General features: G+C 70.6%; 12 protein-coding genes. 7 read left to right on the top strand and 5 right to left on the bottom strand.

Annotated features, from left to right (window positions below):
* Positions 1-118: 118 nt before the first annotated feature.
* Positions 119-9,670 carry a hypothetical protein gene (locus BM252_RS27015; protein WP_139236772.1) on the bottom strand — a complete coding sequence of 3,184 codons (9,552 nt, stop codon included), beginning with the start codon at positions 9,668-9,670 and terminating at the stop codon, positions 119-121.
* Positions 9,671-9,845: 175 nt separating this feature from the next.
* On the opposite strand from BM252_RS27015, the gene nudC reads away from it, so the two are divergent.
* The 3 genes from nudC (at position 9,846) to BM252_RS27000 (ending at position 12,711) form a co-directional block, all read left to right on the top strand.
* Complete coding sequence (gene nudC, locus BM252_RS27010) at positions 9,846-10,673, top strand: NAD(+) diphosphatase (protein WP_093390766.1); 828 nt, start codon at positions 9,846-9,848, stop codon at positions 10,671-10,673.
* A 108-nt stretch (positions 10,674-10,781) separates the two neighbouring features.
* Complete coding sequence (gene folE, locus BM252_RS27005) at positions 10,782-11,348, top strand: GTP cyclohydrolase I FolE (RefSeq protein ID WP_093390765.1); 567 nt, start codon at positions 10,782-10,784, stop codon at positions 11,346-11,348.
* A gap of 4 nt (positions 11,349-11,352) precedes the next feature.
* Positions 11,353-12,711, top strand: coding sequence for a thioredoxin family protein (locus tag BM252_RS27000; RefSeq protein ID WP_093390764.1), 1,359 nt, complete (start codon positions 11,353-11,355; stop codon positions 12,709-12,711).
* Between the two features lie 182 nt (positions 12,712-12,893).
* Here the strand turns inward: BM252_RS27000 and BM252_RS26995 are convergent, their stop codons facing one another.
* From BM252_RS26995 to BM252_RS26985, 3 genes are read right to left on the bottom strand one after another with little or no spacing between them, the layout of a single operon-like run.
* A complete protein-coding gene (locus tag BM252_RS26995) occupies positions 12,894-13,271 on the bottom strand; it encodes a hypothetical protein (RefSeq protein ID WP_093390763.1) in 378 nt (125 codons plus the stop codon).
* 57 nt (positions 13,272-13,328) lie between these two features.
* Positions 13,329-15,098: a M28 family peptidase gene (locus BM252_RS26990; protein WP_093390762.1), complete on the bottom strand. Its 1,770-nt coding sequence runs from the start codon at positions 15,096-15,098 to the stop codon at positions 13,329-13,331.
* A gap of 26 nt (positions 15,099-15,124) precedes the next feature.
* Positions 15,125-16,033 carry a LysR family transcriptional regulator gene (locus BM252_RS26985; RefSeq protein ID WP_093390761.1) on the bottom strand — a complete coding sequence of 303 codons (909 nt, stop codon included), beginning with the start codon at positions 16,031-16,033 and terminating at the stop codon, positions 15,125-15,127.
* A gap of 130 nt (positions 16,034-16,163) precedes the next feature.
* Between BM252_RS26985 and BM252_RS26980 the strand changes: the two genes are divergently transcribed.
* Positions 16,164-17,171 (top strand): aldo/keto reductase, encoded by a 1,008-nt coding sequence (locus tag BM252_RS26980; protein WP_093390760.1) that lies wholly within the window; start codon positions 16,164-16,166, stop codon positions 17,169-17,171.
* 246 nt (positions 17,172-17,417) lie between these two features.
* Complete coding sequence (locus tag BM252_RS26975) at positions 17,418-19,025, top strand: methyl-accepting chemotaxis protein (RefSeq protein ID WP_093390759.1); 1,608 nt, start codon at positions 17,418-17,420, stop codon at positions 19,023-19,025.
* 125 nt (positions 19,026-19,150) lie between these two features.
* Here BM252_RS26975 and BM252_RS26970 read toward each other — a convergent pair whose 3' ends face one another.
* Positions 19,151-19,585 carry a YdgH/BhsA/McbA family protein gene (locus tag BM252_RS26970; protein ID WP_093390758.1) on the bottom strand — a complete coding sequence of 145 codons (435 nt, stop codon included), beginning with the start codon at positions 19,583-19,585 and terminating at the stop codon, positions 19,151-19,153.
* A 240-nt stretch (positions 19,586-19,825) separates the two neighbouring features.
* On the opposite strand from BM252_RS26970, the gene BM252_RS26965 reads away from it, so the two are divergent.
* Positions 19,826-21,877, top strand: coding sequence for a S8 family serine peptidase (locus tag BM252_RS26965; RefSeq protein WP_093390757.1), 2,052 nt, complete (start codon positions 19,826-19,828; stop codon positions 21,875-21,877).
* Positions 21,878-21,938: 61 nt separating this feature from the next.
* A complete protein-coding gene (locus BM252_RS26960; RefSeq protein WP_093390756.1) occupies positions 21,939-22,175 on the top strand; it encodes a hypothetical protein in 237 nt (78 codons plus the stop codon).
* The last annotated feature ends 10 nt before the right edge of the window (positions 22,176-22,185 follow it).

Below are 22,185 nucleotides of genomic sequence, written 5' to 3'. Positions count from 1 at the left end.
AGTGTCTATCATACCTTTTGTCGCTCTGGCTGGGGCAAGTTTTTGGCTCCAGAGCAACACTAGCGCCCCGCCAAGGCGGGGCGCCAAGGCGGCGCGCCAAGGCGGGGCGCCGCCGGCGTCAACGCTTCGGCACGGCGAACCAGCCGTCGGCCTGCGGCTTGAACTCGCCGGGCTTGTTGCCGGCGCCGCCGTCGGCCAGCGGCGCCAGGGCCGGCAGGCCGTGCGCGGCGTAGCGTTCCAGCGCGGCCGCCATGGCGCGCGCCGGTTGCGCCGCGTGGGTGGCGCTTTGCAGCAGCTGGGCCGGGGTGGCCGGGCTGCCGGCCGCCGGCGCCACCGCCGCGCCGTCGCCGTACTGGCGCAGCGTCTCGCTCAACTGGCCGACGCGCTGTTGCAGCGCGCCGCTGTCGCGCTGGGCGAGGAACCAGACGTCGGCGCTGGCATGGCTGAGGCCGTCGCTGGTCTGGTAGCTCGACGTCAGGCCGATGCGGTTGCCGTTTTGCAGCGTGGCGCTGGCCTCGGCGCGGGTGCTGATCGAGCTGATGCCCAGCGCGTCCAGGCCGAGCAGCTCGGCGGCCTGGCTGAGGCCGTCGCTGTTGCCGTCGACCCACACTCGCAGCGCGCCGAAGGCCGCGTCGGCGCTGCTGATCTGGCCGTCCTTGTTGCTGTCGAGCTCGGCCAGGGCGGTGTAGCCGTCGTCCGCCCTGGCGCCGTTGGCCAGCGTGGTGGCGCTGCCGAACAGTTCGCCGCCGTCGTTGATTTGGCCGTCGCCGTTGCGGTCGAGCGCGAGCAGGCCGTCGCGCGGCGCCGCCCAGCCGGTGTTGACCGCCTTGCCGTCGGCGTAGATGTCGAAGCGCACGCCGGCGTCGGCGCCCAGGGTCGAGACGCCGTTGCCGTCCAGGTCGAGCACGAGCGGCGTGGCGTAGCGCGACGACGAGGGGTCCAGCGCCATGGTCTGCGCCAGCGTCATGGCGGCCACCTGGGTGTTGGTGAAGGCGGCGATCTGCGCCGTGCTCAGGGCGGCCAGGTCGGCCGTCTCGAGCGCGGTGATTTGCAGCGTGCCCAGCGCGCCCAGGCCGGCGTTGCTGAGGAAGGGCATCTGGCCGGCCGTCAGCGCGGCGATCTGGTCGACGCTGAAGGCCAGCAGCTGGCTGGTCTTCAGGCCGGTGATCTGGGCGTTGCTCAGGCCGGCGATCTGCGTGGTCGACAGGTAGCCGATCTGGGTCGTCGTCAGGGCGCCCAGCTGGGTGGTGCTCCAGGCCGCCAACTGGGTGGTGCTGAAGGCGCCGATCTGGTCGATCGACAGCACGGCGATCTGCGCGTTCTTCAGCGCCTGCATCTGCGTGGTGGTCAGCGCGCCGGCCTGCGGCGCGCTCAGCGCCTCGATCTGCGTGTTGGTCAGCGTCAGGATCTGCGAGGCGGTCAGCGCCACCAGCTGGTCGGTCGACAGCGCGCCGACCTGGTCGACGGTGAGCTGGGTGATCTGGCTCAGCTTGATCGAGGCCAGTTGCGCCGTGGTCAGCGCCTGCACCTGGCCGTTCGACAGGGCCGGCAGTTGCAGCGCGCTCAGGTAGCCGATCTGCGCGGTGCGCAGGGCGGCGATCTGGCCGCTGCTCAGCGCCAGCATCTGGTCGGCCGTGAGGGCGCCGATCTGCAGGCTGGTCAGCGCCTGCACCTGGCTGGTGTTGAGCGTCGGCACCTGGCCCAGCCCGAGGCTGGAGATTTGCAGCGTGCCGAGGGCGACGATCTGGCCGCTGCTCAGCGCGCCGAGCTGGTCGGAGTTGAGCGCCACCAGGCTGTCGACCTGCAGCGAGTAGACCTGGGCCGTGCTCAGCGCCTGCAACTGCGCGCTGCCGAAGGCGGCGATCTGGGCCGGCGCCACGGCGGCGATCTGGCCGGTGCCCAGGCCGCGCACCTGGGCGGTGGTCAGCGCCGCCGTCTGGCTGGTCGACAGGCCGCTGAACTGGTTGCTGCTCAGCGCGGCGATGTCCTGGGTGTCGATGGCGACGATCTGGTCGGTGCTCAGGGCGGCCAACTGGTCGGCGCTCAGCGCGCCCATCTGCGCGGTGGTCAGGCCGGGCAGCTGGTCGGAGTTGAGCAAGCTGATCTGTTGCGTGTTCAGGCTGGCGGCCTGGTTGCTGCCCAGCGCGGCGATCTGGGCCGAGCGCAGCGCGGCGATCTGCCCCGTTTGCAGGGCTTGCAGGGCGTCGGTGCTCAGGCCGTAGGCCAGTTGCGCCGTGCTCAAGGCGGCGATGTGGGCGGTGTCGAGCGCGCTCAGTTGCAGCGTGCTCAGGCCGTACAGCAACTGGCCGGTGCCGAGCGCGGCGAACTGGCCGCTGCCCAGGGCGTTGAGCTGGTCGCTGCCGAGCGCGCCGATCTGCTCGCTGCCGAGGGCGGCGATCTGGCGCGTCGCCAGCGCGGCCAGGTCGGCCGTCTCCAGCGCGGCGATCTGGTCGGTGTTGAGGGCCGCCACCTGGGCGCTGCCCAGCGCGGCGGCCTGGGCGGTGCCCAGGGCGACGATCTGGTCGGTGGAGAGGCCGTTGTGGATGAGGCTGGTGGACAGCGCGGCGATCTGGCTGGTGGCCAGGCTGGCCAACTGCTCGGTGCGCAGCGCCTGCAACTGCTCGCTGCGCAGCAGGTTGAGCTGGCTGGTGGCCAGCGCGGCCAGGTCGGCCGTCTCCAGGGCGGCGATCTGGTCGCTGTTGAGGGCGCCGATCTGCGTGCCGCCCAGGGCGCGGGTTTGGCGCGTGCTGAGGGCGGCGATCTGGTCGGTCGACAAACTGGCGAACTGGTCGCTGCCCAGGGCGGCGACGGCGGCCGTGCTGAGCACGCCGAATTGATCGGTGCTGAGCGCGGCCAGCTGCGTGCTGCTCAGCGCGGCGAGCTGCGCCGAGGCCAGCGCGGCGACCTGCGCCGTGGCCAGGGCGGCCACCTGCGCCGTGCTCAGGCCGTTCGCCAGCAGTTGCGGGCTGAGGCCGGCGAGCGCGCTGGTCGAGAGGGCGTTGAGCTGGTCGCTGGTCAGGGCGCCGAACTGGTCGGAGCTGAGCGAGGCGAGCTGGTTGCCGTGCAGCGCGTTCAGGTCGGCCGTTTCCAGCGCGGCCACCTGGTCGGTCGACAGGGCGGCGATCTGCGCGGTCGACAGGGCGGCCGCCTGGGCCGTCTGCAGGGCGACCATGTGGTCGGTGGAGAGGGCGGCGATCTGCGCGCTGCCCAGGCCGGCGATCTGGCCGCTGCCGAGCACGCTGAACAGGGTGGTCGTCAGGGCGGCGATGTCGGCCGTGGTGATGGCGGCCACCTGGTTGCTGCCCAGGGCGGCGAAGTCGGCGCTCTCCAGCGCGTTGAGCTGGTCGCTGTTGAGCATGGCGACCTGGCCGGTGCCCAGCGCGGCGGCCTGCATGCTGCTCAGGGCGACCATCTGGTCGGTGGTGACGGCGCCGAACTGGCTGGCGCTCAAGGCGCCGATCTGCGTGCTGCTGAGCACGGCGAAGTCGTCGGTGTTGAGCACGGCGATCTGCTCGCTGCGCAGGCCGGCGATCTGGCGCGTCGCCAGGTTGGCCACCTGCAGCGTCGACAGCACGGCGATCTGGTCGCTGCCCAGCGCCGCCATCTGCGCCGAGGCCAGCGCGTTGAGCTGGGCGGTGGCCAGGCTGCGCACCTGGTCGGTGCTCAGCGCGGCGATCTGGTCGGTGCCCAGCGCGGCCAGCTGGGCCGTGCGCAGGGCGGCGATGTCGTCGCTGTTGATGGCCTGCAGCTGGGCGCTGCCCAGCGAGACGATCTGCGCCGTGCTCAGTGCCGCCGCCTGGGCGGTGCCCAGGGCGGCGATCTGCGTCAGGCTCAGCTGGTTGACCTGGACGGTGGCCAGCGCGGCGATCTGCGCCGTGGTCAGCGCCGCCAAGTCGTCGAGCTCGATGGCGACCAGCTGGTCGGAGCTCAGCGTGTTGAGCTGGGTCGAGGACAGGCCGCCCACCTGCAGCGTGGTCAGGGTGACGATCTGGTCGGTGGTCAACGCGTGCAGCTGGTCGCTGGTGAAGGCGTTCAGCTGGGCGCTGCCCAGGGTTTGCAACTGGTCGACGGTGAGCGCGTTGATCTGGTCGCTGCTCAGGGCCAGGATCTGCGCCGTGCGCAGCGCCGCCAGGTCGTCGGTCTCCAGCGCCTGCAGCTGGGTGGTGCCGAGGGCGGCGATCTGCCGGGTCTGCAGGGCGGCGGCCTGCGCGGTGGTCAGGGCGGCGACGCGGTCCAGCGTCAACTGGCCGATCTGGTCGCTGCTCAAGGCGGCGATCTGCGCCGTCTTCATGGCGGCGATGTCGTCCAGGTCGAGGGCGTTGACTTGGTCGGTGCCCAGGGCGGCCACCTGGGCCGTGCCCAGGCTGCTCACCTGCAGCGTGGTCAGCGCGGCGATCTGCGCCGTCGCCAGCGCGTGCAGCTGGTCGCTGTTCAGGGCGGCGATCTGCGCCGCGCCCATGTTGGGCAACTGGTCGAGGGTCAGCGCGGCCAGCTGCTCGCTGTTGAGGGCGGCGATCTGCGCCGTCTTCAGCGCCAGCAGGTCGTCGGTCTCCAAGGCGGCCACCTGGTCGCTGCGCAGCGCGGCGATTTGCGCCGTCAGCAATGCGGCGGCCTGGGCCGTCGTCAGGGCGACGATCTGGTCGGTCGAGAGGGCTTGCAGCTGGTCGCTGCCCAGCACGGTCAACTGGGCGGCGCGCAGGGCGGCGATGTCGTCGGTCTCCAGCACCGCCACCTGGGCCGTGGCCAGGGCGGCGATCTGGTTGCTGGTCAGGCTGGTGGCCTGGCGCGTGGTCAGCGCCACCAGCTGGTCGCTGCTCAGGGCGCGGATCTGGTCGGTCGACAGCGCGGCGATCTGCGCCGTCGTCATGGCCTGCAGCTGGTCGGTGGTGAGCAGGCCGAACAGATTGGTGCCGAGCGCCAACAGCTGGGCCGCCGTCAGCACGGCGAAGTCGGCCGTCTCGAGCGCGCCGATCTGGTCGGAGTTGAGCACGGCCAGTTGGCGCGTGCTCAGCGAGGACACCTGCAGCGTGGTCAGGGCGACGATTTGGTCGGTGCTGAGCAGGCCGACCTGGGCGGTGCCCAGCGCGGCGATCTGCGCGGTGCGCAGGGCGGCGATCTCGTCGGACCACAGCGCGGCCAGCTGGTCGTTGTTCATGCTGGCGATCTGTGCGGTGGCCAGGCCGCTGACCTGGCGCGTGCTCAACGAGGCGATCTGTCCCGTGCCGAGCGCCTGGAATTGCAGCGTGGTCAGCGCGGCCACTTGCGCCGTGGCCATCGCTTGCAATTGCTCGGTCAGCAGGGCGCCCAGCTGGTCGCTGCTCAGGGCGACGATCTGGGCCGTCTTCAGCGCGATCAGGTCGACCGTCTCCAGCGCCTGCAACTGGGTGGTGCTCAGCGCGGCCAGCTGGCGGGTCGCCAGGTTGGCCATTTGCAGCGAGCTCAGCGCGACGATCTGGTCGCTGCCGAGGGCGGCGAGCTGGTCGCTGCCCAGGGCGTTGATCTGCTGGGTTTTCAGCGCGTTCAGGTCGGCCGTCTCCAGCGCGACGATTTGCTCGGTGCTCAGCGCGGCGATCTGGGCGGTGCCCAGGTTGCTCGCCTGCAGCGTGGTCAGGGCGACGATCTGGTCGCTGCTCAGCGCTTGCAGCTGCGCCGTGCCGAGCGCGGCCAGCTGGGCTGTCTTCAGCGTTTGCAACTGGTCGGTGCCGAGCGCGGCCAGCTGGGCCGTGGTCAGCGCGGCCATCTGCTGGGATTTCAGCGCCACCAGGTCGGCCGAGGGCAGCAGTTGCAGCTGGGCGGTGCCCAGCGCGGCGATCTGCGCGGTGCTCAGGCTGGCGATTTGCAGCGAGGTCAGCGCGCCGGTCTGGTCGCTGCCCAGGGCGGCGATCTGGCTGGTGCCGATGGCGGCCAGCTGGGCCGTCCGCAGCGCGGCGAAGTCGGCGCTTTCCAGCGCGTTCAACTGCTCGCTCGACAGCGCGGCGACCTGGGCGGTGCCCAGGTTGCTGACCTGCGCGCTGGTCAGCGCGATGATCTGGTTGCTGTCGAGGGCGGCGATCTGCGCCGTCTTCAGCGCGGCGATCTGGGCGGTGCGCAGCAGGCCCAGGCCGGCGCTGCCGAGGGCGGCGATCTGTTCGCTGGCCAGCACGGCGATCTGCGCCGTGCCCAGGCTGGTGAACTGGCGCGTGCTCAGCGTGGCGATCTGGCCGGTGCTCAAGCCTTGCAGCTGGGCGCTGCCCAGGGCCAGCAACTGCGCCGTGGTGAGCGCCTGCAGCTGGTCGCTGGCGAGCAGGTTGAGGGCGTCGCTGCCCAGCGTGGCGACCTGCGCCGTCTTGAGGGCGGCCAGGTCGGCCGTCTCCAGCGCGCGCAGCTGGTCGCTGCCCAGCACGGCCAGCAGGCGGGTGCTCAGGTTGGCCACCTGCAGCGTGCTCAGCGCGGCGATCTGGTCGGTGCTCAGGCTGGCCAGTTGGTCGCTGGAGAGGGCGTTGAGCTGTTGTGTCTTGAGGGCGGCCAGGTCGGCCGTCTCCAGCGCCGCCAACTGCTCGCTGAGCAGGGCCGCCACCTGGGCGGTGCCCAGGGTGCTGGCCTGCAGCGTGGTGAGCGCGGCGATGTGCATGCTGTCGAGCGCGCGCATCTGCGTGGTGCTGAGGGCGGCGGTTTGCGCCGTCTTCAAGGCCTGCCACTGGCTGCTGGCCAGCGCGGCCAGCTGGTCGCTGCCCAGCGCGTTGATCTGCTGGCTTTTCAGCGCGGCCAGGTCGGCCGTCTCCAGCGCGGCCACCTGGTCGGTCGACAGCAGCGCCACCAGGCGGGTCGCCAAGGCGCCGGCCTGGGCGCTGGTCAGCGCGGCGATCTGCTCGGTGCTGACGGCGGCCAGCTGGTCCGAGCGCAGCGCGTTGAGCTGGCTGCTCTTCATGCTGGCCCAATCGGCCGTGGTCAGCGCCGGGATCTGCGCGCTGCCGAACCAGGTGATCTGCTTGCTGCTCAGGGCGTTGACCTGGGCGGTGCTGAGGGCGCCGATCTGCGCCGAGCTGAGCACGCCGATCTGCGCCGAGTTCAGGTCGGCGATCTGCGAGGTCTTCAGTGCCGCCACCTGGCCGACGCTGAGCGAGGCGATGGCGTTGGTGCCCAGACCGAGCAGCTGGCTCGACTTCAGCGCGGCGAAGTCGGCCGTCTCGAAGGCGCCCAGCTGGTCGGTGTTGAGCGCGCCCAGTTGCGCCGCCGTCAGCGCGCCGGCCTGGGCGCTGGTCAGGGCGACGATCAGGTCGGTGCTCAGCGAGGCCACCTGGGCCGTGGTCAGGGCGGCGATCTGCGCCGTTTTCAGGGCCGCCCAGTCGGCCGTCTCCAGCGCGTTGATCTGCAGCGTGGAGAGGGCGGCGATCTGCTTGCTGCCGAAGGCGCCGGCCTGGGCCGTGGTCAAGGCGACGAGTTGGTCGCTGCCCAGCGCGGCCAGCTGGCCGCTGGCCAGCGCGGCGATCTGCGCCGTGCCCATGGCGGCGAACTGGGCGGTGCCCAGCGCGGCGATGGCGTTGCTCGACAGGGCGAGGATTTGCTGCGACTTCAGCGCGGCCAGGTCGGCCGTTTCCAGCGCGGCGACCTGGTCGGTGCTCAGGCTGGCCAGCTGGGCCGTGCCCAGGGCCTGCGCCTGCGCCGTCTTCAGGGCGACGATCTGGTCGGTGCCCACGGCGGCCAGCTGGGCCGTGCCCAGCGCGGCGATCTGCGCCGTCTTCAGGCCGGCGAAGTCGGCCGTTTCGAGGGCGGCGATCTGCGCCGTCGACAGGCTGGCGATCTGCCGCGTGCTCAGCGCGCCGGCCTGGTTGCTGCTCAGGGCGGCGATCTGGTCGCTGTTCAAACCGGTCAATTGTTGCGTGCTCAGGGCCAGCAGCTGGGCGCTGCCCAGCGCGGCGATCTGGTCGGTGCTGAGCACGGCGATGGCTTTGCTGCCGAGCCCGCCCAACTGGGCGCTGCGCAGCGCGGCCAGGTCGGCCGTCTCCAGCGCCAGCAGCTGGTCGCTGACCAGCGCGGCCAGTTGCTGCGAACTGAGGGCGTTGGCCTGGGCGGTGCGCAGGGCGACGAGCTGGTCGGTGCTGAGCGCGCCCACCTGGTTGCTGGTGAGGGCGGCGATCTGCTGGGTTTTCAGGCTGTTGAAGTCGGCGGTGCCGAGCGCGCCCAACTGCAGGGTCGACAGCGCGGCGATCTGCTGGCTGCTCAGGGCGCCGGCCTGGTTGCTGCTCAGCGCAGCGATGTGGTCGGTGCTCAGCGCGGCGATCTGCGCCGTCTTCAGCGCCAGCACCTGCGCGCTGCCGAGCGCGGCGAACTGGCTGGTGGCCAGCGCGGCGATGGTGGCGGTGGCCAGCGCGGCCACCTGCTGGCTGCGCAGCACGGCCATGTTGGCGCTGCTCAGGGCGTTGATCTGCGCGCTGCTGAACAGCACGAGCTGGGCGGTGCCCAGCGCGACGGTCTGGGCGCTGCTCAGCGCGGCGATCTGGTCGGTGCTCAGGGTCAGCAGCTGGGCGCTGCCCAGGGCGGCCACCTGCGCCGTTTTCAGGGCGGCGAAGTCCTGCGTTTCGAGGGCGGCGATTTGCTCGGTGCCCAGGCTGGCCAGCTGCGCCGTGGTCAGCGCGGCGGCCTGCCGGGTGCTCAGGGCGACGATCTGGTCGCTGTTGAGGGCGCGCAACTGGGCGCTGCGCAGCGCGGCCACCTGGGCGGTGCTCAGCGCCTGGATCTGGGCGGTGCTGAGGGCGGCGGCCGTAGCGGTGCCGAGGGTGGCGATCTGCACCGTGCGCAGCGCGGCCAGGTCGGCCGTCTCCAGCGCGGCCAGCTGGTCGGTGGTCAGCGCCAGCAGCTGGTTGGTGGTCAGCGCGGCGGCCTGCTGGGTGCCGAGGGCGGCGATCTGGTCGCTGCCCAGCGTGGCGAACTGGCGCGTGCCGATGGCGGCGATCTGCGCCGTCTTCAGCGCGGCGAAGTTGGCCGTGCCGATGGCGGCCAGCTGGTCGCTGTTGAGGGCGGCGAACTGGTTGCTGCTCAGGCCGTTGGCCTGGCTCGACACGAGCGCGGCGATTTGGCCGGTGCCGAGGTAGGCCATGGCGGCGCTGCCCAGCGCGTTGAGTTGGTGGCTGCCGAGGGCGACCAGGTCGGCCGTCTCGATGCTGGCGATCTGGTCGCTGCCGAGCGCGGCCACCTGGGCGGTGCGCAGGGCGGCGGCCTGGCCGCTGCTGAGGGCGACGATCTGGTCGGTCGACAGGGCGCGCACCTGGGCGGTCGACATGGCGGCGATCTGCGCGGTGCGCATCACGGCGATCGCGGCGCTGCCGAGCAGCACGAACTGGGCGCTGCCCAGCGCGGCGATCTGCGCGCTGCCGAGGGCGCCGAACTGGTCGGAGCTGAGGCCGTTGATCAGCTGGTTGGTGCTCAGGCTGGCCATTTGGCTGCTGCTCAGCGCCTGGATCTGCAAGGTCGAGAAGCCGCCGCCAAGCTGGCCCGTGCCCAGCGCCTGGATGTCGCTGGTGGTGATGGCGCGGATCTGCGTGCTGCTCAGCGCGCGCAACTGGGCGGTCGTCAGTACCCCGATCTGGTCGGTCGACAAGAGCGCAATGTCAGTCGTGTTCAACAGTCCGATTTGGCTGGTGGTCAGACTGAGAATTTGGTCGGTGTTTAAACCGGGGATGATCGATGGCATGGTTAATATCTCCTACAGGAAATATATAGTACCGCCAATCGCCCCGGTAGAGAGAGCTGAGCCGTAAAAGTTGCCCAAATCTTTGCTTGAAAACAATGACTTACGTGGTTCAGATAATCAAATTGGAAACACGGTAAGATAATAACTATCACCTTTGCCAGGACCACCCACCACCATGCTGCAAACGCCCGCCACCTTCGTTCCGCTGATCCTGCCCCAGGCCCACGCCTCCACCCTGACCATGGTGTTCCAGCGCGACCGCCTGTTGCTGCGCGACGAAGGCCTGGCCCTGCCGGCGGCCGAGGTGGTGGCCGCGCTGGCGCTGCCGCCGGCGCGCCTGCACGCTGTTGGTGTATGGCAACAGTCCTACTACCAGACGGCCTGGACCGGGCTGGACGCGGTGGCGCCGGCCGGCCACAGCTTCCACCCGCTGCGCTCGCTGTTCGGCCAGCTCGACGACGAGTTCCTCGGCCTGGCCGGCCGCGCCAGCCAGCTGGCCGACTGGTCGCGCACCCACCAGTTCTGCGGCGCCTGCGCCACGCCGATGGGGCTGGCCGAGGGCGACCGCAGCTACCGTTGCCCGGCCTGCGGCATGAGCGCCTACCCGCGCATCTCGCCGGCCATGATGGTGCTGATCCGCAAGGACGATTCGGTGCTGCTGGCCATGCACACGGCCTCGCCGTACAAGCGCTACACGGCGCTGGCCGGCTTTTTGGAGGCCGGCGAGTCGATCGAGGAGGCGGTGCACCGCGAGGTGTACGAGGAGGTCGGCCTGCGCGTGCACAATTTGACATACTTCGACAGCCAGTCCTGGCCCTTCCCCCACTCGCTGATGATCGCCTTCACCGCCGACTACCTGGACGGCGAGATCCGCGTCGACGAGAGCGAGATCGCCGACGCCCGCTGGTTCGGCCCGGACGACGAATGGCCGGAGATGACGGTGTCGGTGTCGATCGCCGCCAAGCTGCTCAACTTGCACCGGCCGCGCCGGCCGGCCGACTAGGCCGCCGCCCGCGCCGCCTCGCGCCGGCGGCGGCGTGGCTGGGCCGATGCCGGTCCGACATTTTCTATATACTGGCGGCACTCGTAATTTTTATGGTCTTTCATCATCATGTCTAAAGAAGAATTCTCGGAAAACGACTGGCGCCGCCTGCTCACCAGCCTGGGCGAGGACCCGGACCGTCCGGGCCTGGCCGAAACGCCGCACCGCGTGGCCAAGGCCTGGAAGCACTGGACCTCCGGCTACGGCCAGGACCCGGTCGAGCTGCTCAAGGCCTTCGAGGATGGCGCGGAACAGTACAACGAGCTGATCGTGGTGCGCGGCATTCCCGTCTACAGCCACTGCGAACACCACCTGGCGCCCTTCTTTGGCAAGGCCACCATCGGCTATGTACCGAACGGCAAGATTGTCGGTTTGTCCAAGCTGACCCGCCTGGTCGACTGCTTCGCCAAGCGCCTGCAGGTGCAGGAGCGCATGACGATCCAGATCGCCAACGCGATGATGGAGGTGTTGGAGCCGAAGGCGGTCGGCGTGGTGGTGCGTTGCCGCCACATGTGCATGGAAAGCCGTGGCATCCGCACGCCGGGCGAGGAGACCATCACCTCGGCCATGCTGGGCGAGCTGCAGCCGAACCTGGCGCTGCGCACCGAGTTCCTGGCCCTGGCCCGCGAGCAATAAGCGCATGGCGGCCGGCATAGCGTGGCAGGACGGCGGGCGCGACGGCGCCTTGGCCGAGGCGCAGGCCCGGGCCCGCGCCGACGGCCGGCCGCTGCTGTTGTACTGGGGCGCGGCCTGGTGCCCGCCCTGCAACCGCCTGAAGTCCGAGGTGTTCGGCCACGAGGCGGTGATTGCCCAGGCGGCCGCCTTGCACGCCGTGCAGCTGGACGGCGACAGCGCCGGCGCCCAGGCGCTGGCCGAGCGATACCGCCTGCGCAGCTATCCGACGCTGCTGCTGTTGGCGCCCGACGGCGGCGAGACCACCCGCCTGCCCTGCGAACTGGACGGCGAACAATTCGCCGCCGCGCTGGCCTTGGCCCTGCGCCTCGGCGCCGGCGGCGGCAGCGCCGCCCGCGCGCTGCAAGCGGCGCTGGCCGGCGCCACCCTGGACGACGCGCAGTGGAGCCTGCTCAGCCATTACTCCTGGGACACCGACGAGGCCAGCCTGCTGGGCCAGCGCGCCCTCGCGCCCACGCTGCGCGCGCTGCACCACGCCGCGCCGGCCGGCGCCGCGCGTCTGCGCCTGGGCTTGCACGCGCAACTGGCCGAACGCGCCGCCGACCCGGCCGAGCTGTTGGCGCTGTGCGCCGACGCGGCGCCGGCCCGCGCCAACATGGACATCCTCTGCAACAGCGGCGCCAGCCTGCTGAAATGGATGCTTGACGCCGGGCAGCGCGCCGCCGCCGCCACGGCGCTGCACGCGCAGGCCGGCCGCTGGGCCGAGGACTTGTGGCTGGGCCGGCCCGACCGCCTCGCCGCGCTGCGCCTGCAGGGCCGGCTCGAGCGCCTCGGCGCCCCGGCGGCCAAGCGCGGCGTCGGCATCGAGCAGCAGGTGCAAGCGCTGCTCGACGACAGCGTCGACGCTTGCGAGCGCCACACCCTGCTCAACACCGCCGTCAGCGCGCTCAACGACGCCGGCCTGGCGCGCCAGGCCGAGGCGCTGCTGCAAGCCGAGCTGGCCGGCTCGCATGCGCCGTTCTACTTCATGTTGAGTTTGGCTGCCGCCGCGCGCCGGCGCGGCGACCACGGCGCCGTGCTGGACTGGTACGAGCGGGCCTGGCAAGGCGCGCGCGGCCCGGCCACGCGCCTGCAGTGGGGCGCGACCCTGCTGGCCAGCCTGGTCGAGCTGGCGCCGCAGGACCGGGCGCGCATCGAGCGCGCCGCCGAGGGATTGTTGCAGGATATTGGCGCGGCGGCGGACGCCTTCCGCCAGCGCAACCGCGCCCAGCTGCGCAAGCTGGAGCAACTGCCGGCCGGCTGGAACGGCGCCGGCCCGCACAGCGACCGCCTGTTGCAACGCATCGTCGGCGGACTGGCCGCCTAAGACGGCACAGTCGCACAGTCGGGGTCAGTGCCGACATTCGGACACAGTCTCAGCAGTAGCGAGCCTCGCTGGCATGAGCAATGGTTGAGGTCGTGTCCGAATGTCGGCACTGACCCCGGGGGCGTGAGCAATGGTTGAGGTCGTGTCCGAATGTCGGCACTGACCCCGGGGGCGGGGGGGGCTTACTTTGACTGCTCGCGGTACTCGCTGACCATGTGCTTGGTGAAGTTGTACTTGCTGCCGCCGTCGAGCAGGTCGACCAGGCGCTTGGGGTTGGCCGCCGACATGAAGGCGTCGGCCGTGCCCTCGCTGCTGCGGCGGAACTTCATGCCGGGGCTGAGGATCTGGTTGGCGCCGATCTTCAAGTGCTGGAAGCTCTTGGTCTTGTTGTTGTTGAGGATGCAGTGCAGCTCGCCGCGGAAGCCGGCGAAGGGGATCTTCAACCACCAGCCTTCGTCGCTGCCGTACACCACCACCTCGGCGTAGTGGGTGTTCTTGTCGGTCAACACGGGCTTGCCGAGCCGGTCGTTGATGCGCTTCATGGCTTCGTTCTTGGTCATGCTATTTCCTTGCTTCGTGTACTGCACAGACTGCTAAATGGATCTCGCCGGGTGGCGTCATTTGGCCGGCGCCGCCAGCATGCGCTCGCGCACCGCCTTGAATTCCGCGCCGCTCTTCCAGTGAGGATACTCCTTCCCCTGCGCCACCTGGTAGCCGACCTGGAACAACAGGCCGACATCCTGCACCGCGCCGGCCAGATCCCAGTCCGGCTGCACCACGTCGTTGACGGTGTGGTAGTCGTGCGCGATGTAGCTGAGCAGCTTTTGCTGGGCGTAGCCGGCCCGCTTGCCGATGAAGTCGGTGCCGCCGCGCACATACACGACGGGCACGCCGACCTTGGCGAACTCGAACTGGTCGGCCCGGTAGAAGCCGCCGAAGGCGCTGTTGCTGTCCGGCCGCGCCAGGCGGCCCTGGCCGCGCGCCACCTCGGCGACCACGTCGTCGGCGCTGGACTTGCCCATGCCGGTCAGCTCGACGTCGCGGGTGCGGCCCCACAGGTTGAGGCCGTCGACGTTGATGTCGAGCAGCGTCTTGGCCAGCGGATACAGCGGATAGCTGGCGTAGTACTGCGCGCCGAGCAGGCCGCGCTCCTCGCCGGTGGTCAGCAGGAACAGGATGGTGCGGCGGGGCGGCGTTGGCAGCGCCTTGTAGGCGCGCGCCACTTCCAGCAGCGCGGCCACGCCGGAGGCGTTGTCCTTGGCGCCGTGGAAGATTTGCTGGCTGCGCGGACCGGGCAGGCTCTCGTCGATGCCGAAGTGGTCCCAGTGCGCGCTGTAGATGACCACCTCGTCCTTGACGGCCGGATCGCTACCGCTGATCTTGGCCAACAGGTTGTGCGAGCCGACCTCGCGCCAGACGTTCTGCGCCGTCATGTTGATGCGCACGCCCAAGGCCACCGGCTTGAAGTCGCGCGACAGCGCGGCTTGCTTGAGGGCGTCGAAGTCGTGGCCGCCGGCCTTGGCCAGTTCGCGCGCGCGCTCCAGCTGCAGCCAGCCGGGCATCGCCGGGAAGGCCGGGTTGACGCCCTTGCCGCGGATGGCGAAGTTCTCCCGGCCCCAGCTGTTGCGCACCACCTCGAAGGGGTAGGCCGCCGGCTTGGTCTCGTGGACGATCAGCGCCGCCGCCGCGCCCAGCTTGGCGGCCATCTCGAACTTGTAGGTCCAGCGGCCGTAGTAGCTCATCGCCTTGCCGCCGAACACGTTCGGGTCGAGCTGGCCGGGGTGCTTGGGATCGGCCACGGGCGGATCGTTGATCAGCATCAGCAGGGTCTTGCCCTTCAGGTCGACGCCCTTGTAGTCGTCCCAGCGGAACTCCGGCGCGTTGACGCCGTAGCCGACGAACACCAGCTCCGAGTCGGCCACGCTGATGGTTTTTTCGGTGCGCGCGGTCCAGGCCACGTAGTCCTCGGGGAACTGCAGGGCCACGCTGGCGCTGCCCGGCAGCGGCGCGGTGTATTTCAGCGTCGGATGGCTGGAGATGCCCAGCATCGGCACTTTTTGCAGATACGTGCCGTCCGGGTTGCCCGGCTCCAGGCCGAGCTGTTTGAACTGGCCTTGCAGATAGCTCAGCGTGACGGTCTCGCCGTTGCTGGCCGGGGCGCGGCCCTCGAACTCGTCGGAGGCCAGGGTCTTGATGTGCTTGAGCAAACCGTCGGCCGTGATGGCGCGCGCGGCGGCCTGCGCGGCCTGCGTGGTGGCCGGGCTGGCCGCCGCGGCGGCCGGCTGGGCGCCGCCCTTGCCGGCCTTGGCGGCGGCGGCGGCGGGGCCCTGCGCGCCGACCGAGAACGCCAGCGCCAACGTCAGCGCCGGGAACAGATTGGGTGTCATGGGGAATTGTGAAATGGAAAGATTCCTTATTTTGACACACTTTGCTGCGTAAGCACATCGGCCAGCCAGTCGACGAAGACCCGCACCCGGGGCGACAGGTGGCGGTTGTGGGCGTAGACGATAGACAAGGGCAGCGGCGCCGGGCGCCACTGCGGCAGCACCTCCTCCAGCTCGCCGGTGGCCAGCAGCTTGCCCAGGCCGACGCGCGGGTTCTGGATCAAGCCCAGGCCGGCACGGCAGCTTTCCAGGTAGGCCTCGGTGCCGTTGACCGAGACCGAACTGCGCATGCTCAAGGTGCGGCGCTGGCCGTCGGCGTCCTGGTACTCCCAGTCGAGGTCGCGGCCGGTCTGGCTGGAGAAGAAGTTGACCGCCTGGTGCTGGGCCAGGTCGGCCAGCGTTTGCGGCCGGCCGTGGCGCTCCAGGTAGCTGCGCGCGCCGCAGTTGATCTGCTCGATCTCGCCGATGCGCTTGGCGATCAGGCTGGAGTCGCGCAGGGTGCCGCCGCGCACGGCGCAGTCGATGCCCTCGCCGACCAGGTCGGCGTAGCGGTCGTTCGAGCCGAGCCGCAGCTGGATGTCGGGGAACTGGCGGAAGAAGTCGGGCAGGGCGGGGATCACCACCAGGTGGGCCAGCCGCTCGGGCAGTTCGACGCGGATGCTGCCGCTGGGCTGGCGGCCGTCGCCGAGGAACAGGGCGTTGACGTCCTCCAGGTCGTTGAGCAGGGCGCCGCAGCGGTCCAGGTAGATCTGCCCCTCGACGGTCAGGCTGACCTTGCGCGTGGTGCGCTGCAGCAGGCGCACCCCGAGCTGCTGTTCGATGGCCTGCACGGCGTTGCTGACGCTGGGCTTGGGCAGGTCGAGCTGCTCGGCCGCCTGGGTGAAGCTTTTGCAGTCGGCCACCGCCTTGAAGATCTGCATCGCCTTGAACTGGTCCATGATTGTTAGCTATTCTCGAATAAACAAATACGATTTTGATGATTTATTACCGATATCGATAATAGCATAATGGCTTCACCGCGGCCCGACACGGCGTCCGCGCCCCCCTCAACGACACTGGAGAAACACCATGCAAACCCGCAAACTCGGCAACACCGGCCCGCAAGTGGCGCAACTGGGCCTGGGCCTGATGGGCATGTCCGACCTGTACGGCCCGGCCGACCGCGCCGAAAGCATCGCCACCATCCACGCCGCGCTCGACGCCGGCGTCACCCTGCTCGACACCGGCGACTTCTACGCCATGGGCCACAACGAGCTGCTGCTGCGCGAGGCGCTGGCCGGCCGGGCGCGCGACAGCGTGCAGATCAGCGTCAAGTTCGGCGCGCTGCGCGACCCGGACGGCGGCTGGAGCGGCATCGACAACCGCCCGGCGGCGCTGAAGAACTTCGCCGCCTACTCGCTGCAACGGCTGGGCGTCGAGCAGATCGACATCTACCGTCCGGCCCGGCTCGACCCGAACGTGCCGATCGAGGACACCGTCGGCGCCATGGCCGAGCTGGTCAAGGCCGGCCACATCGGCCACATCGGCCTGTCCGAGGTCGGCGCCGACACCTTGCGCCGGGCCCACGCGGTGCACCCGATCGCCGACCTGCAGATCGAATACTCGATGATCTCGCGCGGCATCGAGGACGGCATCCTGCAAACCTGCCGCGAGCTGGGCATCGGCGTCACCGCCTACGGCGTGTTGTCGCGCGGCCTGATCTCCGGCCACTGGAGCGCGCAGCGCGCCGGCGAGGCCGACTTCCGCGGCCAGTACAGCCCGCGCTTCCAGGGCGACAACCTGCGGCGCAACCTGGCGCTGGTGGAGAAGGTGCGCGCCATCGCCGCCGAGCTGGGCGTGTCGGTGGCCCAGGTGGCCATCGCCTGGGTGTTGGCGCAGGGCGTCGACATCGTGCCGCTGGTCGGCGCGCGCACACGCGACCGGCTGGGCGAGGCGCTGGGCGCCACCGGCCTGGTGCTGTCGGCGGCCGACCTGGCGCGCCTGGACGAGGCGATGCCGGCCGGCGCCGTGGCCGGCGCGCGCTACAACGCGCACCAGGCCGCCGGCCTGGACAGCGAAGCCCGCGCCACGGTCTAACGCTCGGCCATCCGACAGGGGGACGCGGAGCCGCCGCCGGCGCCGCGAGCAGCCCGGCGCGGCGACCACCATCGCCGCGCCTTTTTGTTTGTCAATTGCAAAACCTTGTCAATCACCACTTCAACTTGTTGCCTTTTGGCACATAAAATCGATTGCAAGGAATTACTTCTCGGCAAACTGTTGCATTCACGTCACTTCTAAGACTATTCTTTATTCTCGTATTGCCGATTCCAAAAGAGGATAGCCGTGAATAAACTGTCTTTCCAACAAAAGCTGTGGGTGCCGCTCATCGCAAGCCTGATCTGCATCTTCATCATTTTTGTCTATGGCGCGGTGCAAACCCGCGATCTGCGCATCGAAGAGCGCAGCAACGACCTGAGCGATGTCGACGACGTCGCCCTGAGCGTCGTCAAGTTGTACGGCGAGCAGGCCCAGTCCGGCGCGCTGAGCAAGGAAGAGGCGCAAAAGCGCGCCCGCGAAGTGATCAAGTCGCTGCGCTTCGGCAAGGACGGCTACGTCTCCATCACCAGCGCGACCGGCGTCGCGCTGATGAATCCCTTCAAACCCGAGAACGACGGCAAGGATTTGAGCGACTTCAAGGACGCCAAGGGCGTCTACCTGTACCGCAACATCGCCGCCGCCGGCGCCAGCCCGTCCGGTGCCGGCTTCGTCCACTACCACTGGACCCGCCCGGGCGGCACCGAGCCGGTCGCCAAGATGAGCCGGGTGGCGCGCTACAAGCCGTGGGGCTGGGACCTGGTCACCGGCGTCTACATGGACGACATCGACGACGCCTTCCGCGCCTCGCTGCTCAAGTCGGGCGCCGTGCTGGCCGGCGTGTTCGTGCTGCTGTGGCTGGTGGTGAGCGCGATCAACCGCAGCCTGCGCCACACCATCGGCGGCGACCCGGCCTACGCCAGCGAGGTGGCCCTGCAGATCGCCAACGGCGACCTGAGCACCCCGGTGCAGACCCACCAGACCGACGACAGCAGCATCCTGTTCGGCATGAAGACCATGCAGGCCAAGCTGGCCGACACCATCGGCGAGATCCGCCGCAGCGCCGACACCATCGCCACCGCCTCGGCCGAGATCGCCACCGGCAATATGGACTTGTCGGCCCGCACCGAAAGCCAGGCCAGCTCGCTGGAAGAAACCGCCGCCTCGATGGAGGAGTTGACCTCCACCGTCAACCAGAACGCCGCCAACGCCCAGCAGGCCAACCAGCTGGTGATCTCGGCCGCCCAGGTGGCCGAGAAGGGCGGCCACGTGGTGTCGCAGGTGGTGCAGACCATGGAGACCATCAACGCCTCGGCGACGCGCATCGTCGACATCATCAGCGTGATCGACGGCATCGCCTTCCAAACGAATATTCTGGCGCTCAACGCGGCGGTCGAGGCGGCCCGAGCCGGCGAGCAGGGCCGTGGCTTCGCCGTGGTCGCCACCGAGGTGCGCAACCTGGCCCACCGCAGCGCGGCGGCGGCCAAGGAGATCAAGGAGTTGATCGGCGCGTCGGTCGACAGCATCAAGGCCGGCAGCGTGCTGGTGGCCGAGGCCGGCACCACGATGGACCAGGTGGTGGCCAGCGTCTCGCGCGTCACCGAGATCATGGGCGCGATCACCTCCGCCTCGCACGAGCAGAGCACCGGCATCGGCCATGTCAACCAGGCCATCACCGAGATGGACTCGGTGACCCAGCAGAACGCCGCGCTGGTCGAGGAGGCCGCCGCCGCCGCCGGCAGCATGCAGGACCAGGCCGCCATGCTGGCCCAGCTGGTGACGCGCTTCCGCCTCAGCGCCGCCGAGGGCCGCGCCCCGGCCGTCGGCGCGCCGCGCCGGCCGGCCCTGTCGCGCTAAGGGACATAGGCTTGTTCGCGGGCTGGCGGGATGCCGGCCTCACCCCGCCAGAAGAGGGGTCTGACCCCTGGCGGGGTCAGACCCCGGCTTCCGCGTCCCCGGGGGAGGGGTAAGGTTCGTCGCGCCTACTGCGGCGCGCCCTGCGCCGGCACGGCCGGCGGCGTCACCAGCGCCGGCTGGAAAGTGAACTTGCCGCCCTCGGCGCGGAAAATCCCCACCGGCTCGCCGAACTCCCCCTTGTTGTCCGCATATTGCGAGCAGGTCTGGCTCTCCACCTGCCACACCTGGTTGCCGGCGCGCAGCGTCCAGTTGTTGTCGCGGCCGCCGAACAATTCGATCTCCACCTCGCCGGCCGGCATCGTCGCCAGGCGGATGCGGCGCTGGCAGTCGGGCAGGCGCGACATGATCAGGTCCACCGTCGTCGCGTCGCTCCAGAAGTTCTGTTGCGCGCGGCGTAAGGTCAGCGCGTGGTTGCCGACGCCGTCGGCGTAGTAGGAGGCAGAGTCGTCGACACAGGCGCTCAACAGCAGGGGCAGCAGGACAATCACAAACTTGCGCATGGCGTGTTTCCGTGGTGGGGGCGGTGCTATTCGGTTTGCAACATTATAGCGGCCCGCCGCCGCCGCGCGCGGGCAAAAACGGCGCCATGTGGCGCCGGCTCGATCTGGCGCAGCAGCCCTGCGCGCAGGCCTGCGCCGGCGCCAAGCAAGCTGGAGGACAATGGTGCAAAATGATGCGAATTGCAATAATGCATTCGTCATAACAATCCGTCCGCCAACGCCGGGCGCGGGAGAGCCACCATGGAGCACCACGACACCGAAGCGCTGGCGCCGGCCGGCCACGGCGAGGCCATCGCCGCCGCCACGCTCAGGCCGGCCACCGCCCTGCTGCGGCAGCTGGCCGGCCGCCTGTGCAATCTGCTCGGCGAGAACCTCAGCTTCCCCGAGCAGCGCCAGACCATGCGGCGCTACCACAGCCTGCTCGACCTGGCCGCCTGGCTCGACGGCCTCGACATCGCGCTGGCCGCCGGCGAGCCGCGCGTCACGGCGCGCCACGTCAACGCCGCCGTCGCCTACGTGGCGGCGGCCTTCGAGGGCGCCGGCGGCCTGGCGGCGCAGCTAGTCCGCGTCGACGCGCTGCTCGACTTCTTCGTCGCCGTGCTCGGCGGCGGCGGCAACGCCATGCTGGCGGCCGCCCGCCTGCTCAAGCGCAACGCCGACGGCGCCGACGACGCCGACGACGCCGCCGACGCCGACGCCGACGACGCCGCCGACGCCGCCGCGCCGGCCGGCGCCGCAGCCGTGCCGGCCTATCCGCGGCCGGCTGGCGCGCGCGTCTGGGAGGCCGCCGAGTACGTGCTGCTGCCGCTGCGCGGCATGCGCTCGGCCGAGATGAGCGCGCTCGACCGCGTGGCGGCGCCGCCCAGCAACGCCGCCCTGGTGGCGACGGCGGCGCTGGCGCGCGGCGCCGCTTCGGCCGCCGCGCCGCCGCCGCCGCAGATCCTGCACTCGACCCACGACGACGGCGCCAAGCTGGCCGCGCTGACCCCCGAGCAGCTGCTGGCGCTGAAGGTCAGCGCGCCCGGCGTGCGCGCCGTGCCGCTGGTGGTGTACCAGCTGAGCCGGCGGCCCCAGCTGCAGCTCAACCCCGCCGCGCGCGCCGCGCCGGCCGCCGCCGGCGCGCGCGCGGCGGCGATCACGCTGCAGGTGCTGCGCGGCGACGGCAAGCTGCCGGTGGCCGGCGCCCGCGTGATCGCCTTCACCGACTTCGCCGCCCGCGCCGGCGCCGAGGGCGTCAGCGACGCCGACGGCCTGGTGCGGCTGCAACTGGGCGCCAGCCGCAAGCGGGTCGAGCTGCTGGTGGCCTACGGCCCGGCCGGCTACTGGGGCTGCCACCGCGCCGGGCTGAGCCTGCATTCGGCCGTGCGCATCCGCCTGGCGACTATCGACCTGGCGGTCGACGACTACCTGGCCCGGCTGTACGGCCGCCACGAGCTGGGCGCCGGCGCCGGCGTCAGCGTGGCGGTGATCGACACCGGCGTCGCCCTGGCCCACCCGGACCTGGCGGTGGCCGGCGGCGCCGCCTTCGTGCAGGCCGAGAACGACGTCGGCGGCCACGGCCCGGCGGCGCTCGACGGCGAGCACGGCAGCCACGTCGCCGGCATCCTCGCCAGCCGTGGCGCGCCGCCGGGCGGGCGCCGCGGCGTCGCCCCCGGGGTGCGCTTGATGAGCTACCGGGTGTTCCCCAACGCCGGCAACGGCGCCACCAACTACGACATCATCCGCGCCATCGACCGCGCCGTCGCCGACGGCTGCGACCTGCTCAACCTGAGCCTGGGCGGCGCCCTGCGCGACGAGGCGGTGCACGAGGCGATCAAGGACGCCTTCGACAAGGGCAGCCTGTGCATCATCGCCAGCGGCAACGACGCGCGCGGCCCGGTCAGCTATCCGGCGCGCTGGCCGGAGGCGCTGGCGGTGTCGGCCATCGGCCGGCTCGGCAGCTACCCGGCCGGCTCGACCGAGACGATGGACGCGCTGGCGCCGTTCTCGGCCGACGACGACGCCGTCTTCGTCGCCGGCTTCTCCAACGTCGGCCCGGAGGTCGACCTGACCGGGCCGGGCGTGGGCATCGTCTCGACGGTGCCGCCGGCCGCCTACGCGGTGATGAGCGGCACCTCGATGGCCTGCCCGGCGGTGACCGGCTGCGCCGCGCTGCTGCTGGCCGCCCACCCCGAGGTGCTGGCGCTGCCGCGCGACAGCAAGCGCGCCATCGCCATGCTGGGGCTGATCAACGGCGCCGCGCTGCGCATGGGGCTGGGGACCGAGTTCGAGGGACTGGGGCGGCTGCCGTGAGGTGTTGTTGGCGCGCGCCATAGACGCCGCCGGGCGGCCGGCGATGGAGTAGACTGGGCGCATGCAACGCCTCCTTCTCCGCCAGACCAGCCAGGCCACCCTGTCGCCGCAAGCGGCAGAACAGGTGGTGCTCGGCTTCGCCGAAGGCAGGGTGGTCGGCCGCGAGGGCAAGACCCTGCTGGTCGACTTCGACCCTTGCCAGCTGGCCGCGCTGCGCGAACGGCTGGCCGGCTGGATCGTCTCCGAGCAGGGCGCGCCGGTGCCCGTGCCGGACACCTGCGTCAAGATCCAACCCTAGCCGCCTAGAA

The sequence above is a fragment of the Rugamonas rubra genome, assembly GCF_900114705.1.
Taxonomy (GTDB): Bacteria; Pseudomonadota; Gammaproteobacteria; order Burkholderiales; family Burkholderiaceae_D; genus Rugamonas; species Rugamonas rubra.
Note: the sequence above shows the minus strand (reverse complement) of the source record. Positions and strands in the feature narration are given on the sequence as shown.